This is a genomic window from Micrococcus sp. ACRRV, assembly GCF_022346985.1.
Taxonomy (GTDB): domain Bacteria; phylum Actinomycetota; class Actinomycetes; order Actinomycetales; family Micrococcaceae; genus Micrococcus; species Micrococcus porci.
The window spans coordinates 1-5,060 of the sequence record NZ_JAKRNH010000139.1 but is presented as its reverse complement, the minus strand read 5'-3'; the positions used below and the strand labels follow the sequence as shown (position 1 = coordinate 5,060).

Below are 5,060 nucleotides of genomic sequence, written 5' to 3'. Positions count from 1 at the left end.
CACCCCCCCCCACCTCGACTATCGTCCGGGGCCCCGGGCGCCGGCGGCGCCCGCGGTGGACACACCCGCCCCGGCGCCCGCGACGACCCCAGCGCCCGCACCCGAGTCCTCTTCGACTCCGGGGGCGGGCACGGACCCCGCGCCCACGGAGTCCGCCCCGACCCCGGACGACGGGCCGGGCAGCACCGGGACGCCGAGCACCGAGGCCCCCACGGAGGCGCCCACGGACCCGGTGGGCACCCCTGCGCCGTCGCCGTCCGGGGAGCCGGTCCCGCAGCCGTCGCCGTCCAAGGAGCCTCTCCCGGAGCCGACGGCGCCCACGGAGGCCCCGACCGCCGACCCCGCCGGCTGAGCCGCGCCCTCGACCGGGCCCGCCCCGGCCGTCGGACTCCCTCGGCGGCCCGCGTAGCGGGTCAGTCGGCGGCGCGCACCAGGGGGCTGAGGCGCCCGCCGCGCTCGGCGGCGCCGACCAGGCCCACGGACTCCAGCCAGTTGCCGAGCATGCGGTAGCCGCCCTCGGTGAGCACGGACTCGGGGTGGAACTGCACGCCCCACAGGGGTGCGGTGCGGTGGGCCAGGCCCATGACGACGCCGTCGTCGGTCTGGGCGGTGATCTCCAGGACGGACTCGTCCACGGTGTGGCGCACGGCGGCCAGGGAGTGGTAGCGGGTGGCGGTGAACCGCGCGGGGACGCCCGCGAACATCGGGTGGTCGGTGTGGGTGAGCACGGAGGTCTTGCCGTGCATGAGGGACTCGGCGTGGGTGACGGTGGCCCCGAACGCCTCGGCGATGGCCTGCTGGCCCAGGCAGACCCCGTAGAGGGGGCGTCCGCCGTCGGCGGCGGAGCGGATCAGGTCCAGGGAGACGCCGGCCTCGGAGGGGGTGCCGGGACCGGGGGAGATCAGCACGGCGTCGTGCTGGGCGGCGAGCTCGAGCGCGCGGGCGGGGCTGACCTCGTCGTTGCGGATCACGGTGGTGCGGGCGCCGAGCTCCTGGAGGTAGCCCACCAGGGTGTAGACGAAGCTGTCGTAGTTGTCCACGACCAGCACGGAGACGGCGGTGGGGGTCGGTGCATAGACTGGCCGGGGCGCGCCCCGGACGGTCCTCGTAGGCTACCGCGCGGCGTCCCGCCCCTGTCCCGGCGGCCCCGTCCTGGCGCCGCCTCCCCTGCACAGCCTCCCGCCCGGGCGCCGGGCGGCGGAAGGAGACGACCCGTGGCCACGACCTCCGGGAAGCGCAAGGACTCGGCCCGCCGGAAGCGGCGGGAGCTCGAGCAGGCCCGCTCGAGGCGCGGGCGGACGGCCTCGGTCAGCACGGACCTCGGGGACGTGGACGCGACGCCGGCCCCGTTGCCGCGCTGGTACAAGGCCGTGATGTTCGGCCTGCTGATCCTGGGGCTGCTGTGGATCGTCGTCTACTACCTGACGCAGGGCCTGTTCCCGATCCCCGACGCCGGCGGCTGGAACATCCTGATCGGCTTCGGCATCGCCCTGGTCGGCTTTCTGATGATGTCCCGCTGGAGCGAATGACACCCGTGTGATTCTCCACAGCGGTGGACAACCCTGTGGAGAACTCCCACGGCACGATTCCGCGCTCCCAGAAGTTGTCCCCGACGTTGTCCACAGGTGTGGACGACGTCGGGGACGTTCCTGCACAGGCCCCTGTGGACAGGGATCGGGCGGCTCAGCCCAGCAGTGCGGCCGGGGAGAGTCGGGCCGCGCCGACGAGCGTGAGGACCGCCAGCACCGCGGCCAGCAGCACGAGCCCGGCCACGTGCACCCCGGCGGAGCTGCGGCGGGCGGTCCCGTCCGCGGCCGCGCTCCGCCCGGGCGGGCCGCCGGCGGAGACCAGCAGGGCACCCGCCACGGCGCCCGTGAGCAGGCCGCCCACGTGGACCTGCCAGGAGATCCCAGGCATCAGGAAGCTGAACACGAGGTTCAGACCGATCAGCACCGCGATCGAGGTGACCTGCCCGCCCCGGAACCGCGTCACCGCGAACAGGGCGGCGAAGAGGCCGTACACGGCGCCGGACGCCCCCACCACGGGCTGCAGCGGATCCGCCGTCCAGAGCGCGAACACGGCCCCGCCGAGGGCGGATACCAGGTACAGGGCCAGGAAGCGCCACCAGCCCAGGGCCGGCTCCAGCACCCGGCCGATGACCCACAGGGCGACCATGTTCAGGGCCACGTGGGTGGGTCCGGACACGTCATGGACCAGGGCGTAGGTGAGCATCCGCCACGGCTCCATGCCGATCGCCGAGGTGTAGGCCCCCGCGTACCAGAGGCTCTCCGTGACCCCCGTGCGGGAGCCGCGCGTCAGCCACTGGCCCGCGTAGACGAGCAGGGTCACCGCCAGCAGCGTCCACGTCACGGGGGCGGCGCGCAGGGCGGCCCCCACGCCGCCTCGGCCGGCGCCGGCCGAGGCGGGGGCGGGCGACGTCGTCGTGCCGGAGGCGGGCCCGGGGACGCCCGCGGCGAGGCGGGCGGCGCAGTCCGGGCAGAGCGTGAGGCCGCCGGCGGCGGGCCGCTGACAGTCCAGGCAGACGGGGTCCGCGCAGGACGCGCAGCGCACATACGCCGCACGGCCCGGATGCCGCGGGCACACCGGGGGTGTGCCCTCTGCGACGTCCGGGCCGTGCGGGTCAGACGGGGTGGTGCTCACCCGGGGCTCAGGCCTCGGAGATCTCGACGGACTCGATCACGACGTCCTCGAGCGGGCGGTCGCGGGGATCGGTGGCCACGGAGTTCAGCTGGTCCACGACCTTCTGGGAGGCCTCGTCCTTCACCTCGCCGAAGATGGTGTGCTTGCCGTTGAGCCAGCCGGTGGGCACGGAGGTGATGAAGAACTGCGAGCCGTTGGTGCCGGGCCCGGCGTTGGCCATGGCCAGCAGGTAGGGGCGGTCGAACTGCAGCTCGGGGTGGATCTCGTCGCCGAACTGGTAGCCGGGGCCGCCGATGCCCATGCCGAGCGGGTCGCCGCCCTGGATCATGAAGTCCTTGATGATGCGGTGGAACACGGTGCCGGAGTACAGCGGGGCGCCGTTGTTCTTCTCGCCGGTCTGCGGGTGGGTCCACTCCTGCTCGCCGGTGGCGAGGCCCACGAAGTTCTTCACGGTCTTCGGGGCGTGGTTGCCGAACAGCTCCACGACGATGTCGCCCTGGTTCGTGTGGATGGTCGCGATCTGCGTTGCGTTGGTCATGCGCGTCATTGTTCCATCCGCCCCCGGCCGCTGGCCCGCCCCGCCGCGCGCCGACCGCCTGCTTCGCGACCGGCCGAATCCGCGGCCCCCGCACCGTGCCACTGCGGGCGCGCGCCACTACTCTGGGGCGTGAAGACTGACGTCCACGGATCTGAAGGAGACCGGAGACACATGGCACGCACCACCCTGAGCAACGAGATCGAGCACAACGGCTCGGCCGACACGTTCTTCGCCCGCCAGGCCGAGAACCTGCGCCACTGGGCCGCCCCCCAACTGGAGAACGCCCGCGCCTGGGCCGAGGTCACCACGGGCTTCGGCCAGGTCGGCGGCAAGGTCGCGGCCGCCGAGGGCCGTCGCCTCGCCGAGGAGGAGGTCGCCCCGCGCGTCAAGGACTCCGCCGAGCGCGTGAACGCCGCCGCCAAGGGCCGCTACGAGAAGGCGGCCCCCGTCGTCGCCACCGGCCTGGGCGCCGCGGGCACCGTGCTGCAGCAGCTCCTCGAAGCCGCGCAGGACAAGGCCCAGCAGGCCGGCCAGCAGGTCCAGGACCTCGCCGAGCAGGCCCAGAAGGACGCGAAGAAGTCCGCGAAGCGGACCCGCAAGGATGCCAAGAAGGCCGGCAAGCGCGTCTCGAAGAAGGCCGACAAGGCCCAGTCCCTGTTCGCCTCGAAGGCCGGGGACGCCAAGGGTGCGGCCGCCGCCGGCGGGCTGAACGTGGCGGGCCTGCTGGCCGCCGCGGTCGCCGCCGCCCAGGACCGCGGCCAGGAGCTGGCCCCGCAGGTGAAGGGTCGCGTGGAGCAGGCCGCGCAGTACGCGCAGGACCGCCGCGCCGAGTACGCCCCGAAGGCCGCCGCCTCCCTGGCCGGTGTGGCCGGCCGCGCCGAGAAGGCCGCCGGGGACGTCACCGTGCCCGCCTCCGTGGAGCAGCTGCTGGTCAAGCTCACCGGGGACAAGAATGCCGTGAAGCACCTGCGCCAGGACGTCCAGTCCCGCGCCCGTGAGACCCAGAAGGGCCTGAAGAAGCAGGCCCGGCAGGAGTCCCGCCGCGGCGGCGCCACCGGCTGGATCATCGCGGGCATGGCGGCCGCCGCCGCCGGCGCCGGCCTGGCCGTGTGGAAGCTGACCAAGCCCGTGCAGGATCCGTGGGCCGCTCCGGTCCCCGGCCCCATCACCGCCAACATCCCGGTGGTGCAGGCGGACGGCACCGTGAACCCCTACGCCAAGCAGGAGCAGGCCGTGGCCGAGGCCCGCGCCGCCCAGGGCGGCATGGTCAACGTGCGCCCGCAGGTCGGCTGACCCCTCCCCCACGACGACGCCCCGGCGTCGGTCCCCGCGGACCGGCACCGGGGCGTCGTGCTGTCCGGGGCGTCGTGCTGTCCACAGGCCGTCCCGCGACGGATCCCCGGCCCCTAGGCTGAGGCCATGGAGGGGATCCGGAACACCACGCACACGCCTGCTCTCGGCAGGGACGACGCTCGGACGGACGGGGGCGGACCGCTGTCCTGGGTGGAGGGCCGGCCGGCCTCGGAGCGGCCGCCGGGCGGCTGGGGGCCGTCCCGCGCGCCCGCGGACGGGGACGTCCCGGCCGGAGACCGCACGCTGTGGGAGGACGGCCGAGCGCCGGGCCAGCGGGGGCGCTGGTGGGTCTGGCTGCTCCGCCACCTGGCGGCCGCCGTCGCGTGCGGCGCGGCGCTCGTGATCACCGCCGGCGCGGTGATGGCGGAGCTGTTCGCGGTCGCAGACGCCGCCGCTCCCTACGGCTCCCTGCCGCTGCTGGCGGCGGCCGCGGCGGCCGTGGGCTGGGCCCTGATGCTCGTGGTGCTGCTGGCGCTGCTGATCGTGGGGGTCTTCGGGGGCTGGGGGC

Annotated in this window: 6 protein-coding genes; 3 read left to right on the top strand and 3 right to left on the bottom strand. The window is 74.8% G+C overall.

Annotated features, from left to right (window positions below; translation table 11 throughout):
- Window positions 1-413 precede the first annotated feature (413 nt).
- Complete coding sequence (locus tag MHY29_RS11165) at window positions 414-1,049, bottom strand: gamma-glutamyl-gamma-aminobutyrate hydrolase family protein (protein WP_239241263.1); 636 nt, start codon at window positions 1,047-1,049, stop codon at window positions 414-416.
- Between the two features lie 165 nt (window positions 1,050-1,214).
- On the opposite strand from MHY29_RS11165, the gene MHY29_RS11160 reads away from it, so the two are divergent.
- Window positions 1,215-1,529, top strand: coding sequence for a cell division protein CrgA (locus tag MHY29_RS11160; protein WP_239241261.1), 315 nt, complete (start codon window positions 1,215-1,217; stop codon window positions 1,527-1,529).
- Between the two features lie 154 nt (window positions 1,530-1,683).
- Here the strand turns inward: MHY29_RS11160 and MHY29_RS11155 are convergent, their stop codons facing one another.
- Together MHY29_RS11155 and MHY29_RS11150 are read right to left on the bottom strand one after the other, a co-directional pair.
- On the bottom strand, window positions 1,684-2,661 hold the full coding sequence (locus MHY29_RS11155) for a rhomboid family intramembrane serine protease (RefSeq protein ID WP_239241259.1): 978 nt from the start codon (window positions 2,659-2,661) through the stop codon (window positions 1,684-1,686).
- Between the two features lie 7 nt (window positions 2,662-2,668).
- Window positions 2,669-3,199 (bottom strand): peptidylprolyl isomerase, encoded by a 531-nt coding sequence (locus MHY29_RS11150; RefSeq protein WP_370643526.1) that lies wholly within the window; start codon window positions 3,197-3,199, stop codon window positions 2,669-2,671.
- Between the two features lie 171 nt (window positions 3,200-3,370).
- Here MHY29_RS11150 and MHY29_RS11145 point away from each other — a divergent pair, with 171 nt between their 5' ends.
- Together MHY29_RS11145 and MHY29_RS11140 are read left to right on the top strand one after the other, a co-directional pair.
- A complete protein-coding gene (locus tag MHY29_RS11145; protein ID WP_224355954.1) occupies window positions 3,371-4,492 on the top strand; it encodes a hypothetical protein in 1,122 nt (373 codons plus the stop codon).
- A gap of 126 nt (window positions 4,493-4,618) precedes the next feature.
- Window positions 4,619-5,060, top strand: a 442-nt coding sequence (locus tag MHY29_RS11140; protein ID WP_239241257.1) for a hypothetical protein, incomplete at its 3' end; no start/stop codon positions are given.